The 2,543-nt window shown below is 66.3% G+C and carries 4 protein-coding genes; 1 reads left to right on the top strand and 3 read right to left on the bottom strand.

Annotated features, from left to right (window positions below):
* The first annotated feature begins 151 nt into the window (after positions 1 to 151).
* A complete protein-coding gene (locus JCM19049_RS11530; RefSeq protein WP_054821662.1) occupies positions 152 to 982 on the top strand; it encodes a Cof-type HAD-IIB family hydrolase in 831 nt (276 codons plus the stop codon).
* On the opposite strand, the gene JCM19049_RS11535 is transcribed toward JCM19049_RS11530, so the two are convergent.
* Genes JCM19049_RS11535 through JCM19049_RS11540 form a run of 3 tightly spaced genes read right to left on the bottom strand, consistent with a single transcriptional unit; the run spans position 979 to position 2,362 of the window.
* On the bottom strand, positions 979 to 1,650 hold the full coding sequence (locus JCM19049_RS11535; RefSeq protein ID WP_054821663.1) for an HNH endonuclease signature motif containing protein: 672 nt from the start codon (positions 1,648 to 1,650) through the stop codon (positions 979 to 981). The genes JCM19049_RS11530 and JCM19049_RS11535 overlap by 4 nt on opposite strands.
* On the bottom strand, positions 1,650 to 1,790 hold the full coding sequence (locus tag JCM19049_RS20545; RefSeq protein WP_279403067.1) for a hypothetical protein: 141 nt from the start codon (positions 1,788 to 1,790) through the stop codon (positions 1,650 to 1,652). Before JCM19049_RS20545 ends, JCM19049_RS11535 begins: the two co-directional genes overlap by 1 nt.
* A complete protein-coding gene (locus tag JCM19049_RS11540) occupies positions 1,787 to 2,362 on the bottom strand; it encodes a DUF222 domain-containing protein (protein WP_279403068.1) in 576 nt (191 codons plus the stop codon). The genes JCM19049_RS20545 and JCM19049_RS11540 overlap by 4 nt, the downstream gene beginning before the upstream one ends.
* Positions 2,363 to 2,543: the final 181 nt, after the last annotated feature.

Raw genomic sequence — 2,543 nt, forward strand, 5'->3', positions numbered from 1 at the left:
GGCGCCGGGTGGCCGATGGTTCGCGCATTGTTGTTGCCCTCCTGCAAAATGGGCGCTCTTATGCTCAGGTTTACCACGAAGTCGCCGCACGTTCATCGCACATGTGCGCCGCATCATCGCCAATTGTGGGACAAGATGGTTCACTGGGGTTATGACAGTCATGACCAAGACCGGCAACGAAGACCGGTTGACCAACGATAAGTTAATGGTGTGCCTAGACGTTGACGGCACCATCGTGAACCATCAGGACCAGATGAGCCAGCAGGTGCGCAGCGCCGCGCGCGAAGTGGTGGACGCCGGACATGAAGTGGTGATTTCCACCGGCCGCTCCCTGGGCGCCGCCCTGCCCGTGGTGCAGGAACTGGGCATCGAGCACGGCTATGTGGTGGCCTGCAACGGCGGGGTGCTGGCCAAGGTGACCGGAGAAGAGGTGGAGGTCATCCACCGCGAGATTTTTGACCCCTCCCTGGTGTTGGCCACCCTGTGGCGCACCCTGCCCAACGCGAAGTACGCGTTGGAGAACGAGCGCGGCGAGTTCCTTTCCAGCGAGCAGTTCAGCGACGTCAGCTTCGGCGCCCCGGCCAGGGTCGTCGACTTTGAGGAGCTGGTGAACAGCAAGGCGGTGCGTGTGGTGGTGTTCTCCACCGACTCCAGCGCTGAGGAGTTCGGCCGTGCCGTGCACGGGCTGGGACTGTCGGGGGTCACCTACTCGGTGGGCTGGACCGCCTGGCTGGACATCGCCGCCGAAGGCACCACCAAGGCCAGTGGCCTGGAACGGCTGCGCGGGATCCTGCGCTTTGCCCCGGAGCAGACCATCGCGGTCGGGGACGGGCGCAACGACATTGAGATGCTGCAGTGGGCCGGGCTGGGGGTGGCCATGGGCCAGGCCCCGGATGAGGTCAAGGCGGTCGCCGACTCGGTGACCGATTCGGTGTGGGACGACGGTCTGGTGCCGGTGCTGCGCGGAGTCCTGGCGCGCTAGGCTGCGGCGTCGGTGGCGGCAGGCAGCCAGCAGGCCTGGGCGATCAGCGAGGGTGAAGGATTGCGGTAGACCGTGGTTGGCGGTGGGGCCAGTGATTGGTAGACCGCCCCGTCGGGGGTGGTGATCCGGATGGTGTGCGGGTCCTCCCGCACCACCCTTTCATGCCATCCCGGGGTTTCCTTGGCCTGGTTGCACCAACGGCACCGGTAGTTCGTGTTGTGCACGTTGGTCAGGCCCCCGGCCCGCCACGGGGTGATGTGGTCAAATTCGGCGGCGTCGTTATCGCAGTACGGGGTGCGGCAGCGCACGTCCCGGATCTGCAGGAAGTCCTTGAGGTTCTCCGGGACGGCGCGGGCCTTGGAATCCATCGCGATCAGCTCCCCGGTGCCGGGGGCCGTGAACAGGCGCTGGAGCTCCGGGAAGACCCCGATCCGGTCGCTGAGCTCCTCGGTGTCCTCATTCCACTTCGCATCGTAGAGCCGGGTGTCCATCTCCGTGACCAGGCTGCGCGCATACTGGGCCGGCACGAAGCCGTAACCGCACAGGTAGGCCGGCTCCCGATCCCCAAGCAGCAGCGTGCGGTCGGTCATGATCAGCTTGACGTCCACGAACACCGGAAGCTTCGCGGCGTTGCCGGTGATGGACTGGCGGGTGAGCAGATCGGTCATCAACTGGGCATGCTGCGCTTGTCCCCGGCCGCGCGTTCCCGCCTGGCCCGCCGCTTCAGGCTGGTCTCCAGGCCCACACCCTCCTCCAGGGGCAGCTTGGCGCGCAGCCACACGCAGTCCTTGCCGCGGGTGAAGATCACGTGGCGTTCCTCCGCGGCCTTGCCGATCCGGTCGGCCTTCTCGATGCTCTCATGGCGCATAGTGAAGCGTTCGACCGCGTCGCGGCACCGCTTGGTGCCCAGGTCCTGGAACATGTCCGGTTCGCGGGCAAAAAGCTCATCGAATTCCCGACGACGGCGGCGTTCACGTCCGTCAACGGGCCGGTGATCGCCAGGATCTGGCGTTCGGAAAGATGCCCGCGCTCAAAACTGGCGCACAGGTTGGGAAGGTCCTCCACCAGCATCCGGCAGGCCTGAAGATAGGAGCGGGCTCCCTGCTGGGACTGGCGCCGGGCCATGGCCACCGAGGCCGCGGCACCGCGCTCAAACTGGTCGATGTTGATGCAGCGGTCCTCCGCATCCAAGATCGTGTCCTTTTCCAGGCGGTAGGCCAGCTTGGCCTGCATGGCGCAGTAGCTGGCCTTGGCGCTTTCCAGCTGACGCAGCGCCTCCGCGCAGTCCCCGCGTTCCCCGGCGCGCAGCAGGATGTCCACGCGGCGGGTGAGCTGCTCGATCAGCTCGGCCACCTCATCGTGCAGGCAGCCCTCAGGCATCTGCTGCCTGATCTTCCGCTCCGCCTTGCGGCGGCGGCTGTGTTCTTGCTGGTCCATACTTCCAGCGTAGGTGTGACCCCCGACACTTTGGGTCCGGCTGCGGGGCAGCGCGCAAGATGGTTCGAAAATCTTTTCGGGCGCCGGCGCGCTAGCCCGCCTCGGCCAGCTGCAGCAGCCGGGC

Source organism: Arthrobacter sp. JCM 19049 (assembly GCF_001310435.1).

Coding starts and splice junctions, on each gene's coding strand:
- JCM19049_RS11530 (WP_054821662.1), top strand. CDS start 152: ATGACAGTCATGACCAAGACCGGCAACGAAGACCGGTTGACCAACGAT.
- JCM19049_RS11535 (WP_054821663.1), bottom strand. CDS start 1,650: ATGACCGATCTGCTCACCCGCCAGTCCATCACCGGCAACGCCGCGAAG.
- JCM19049_RS11540 (WP_279403068.1), bottom strand. CDS start 2,362: ATGCCTGAGGGCTGCCTGCACGATGAGGTGGCCGAGCTGATCGAGCAG.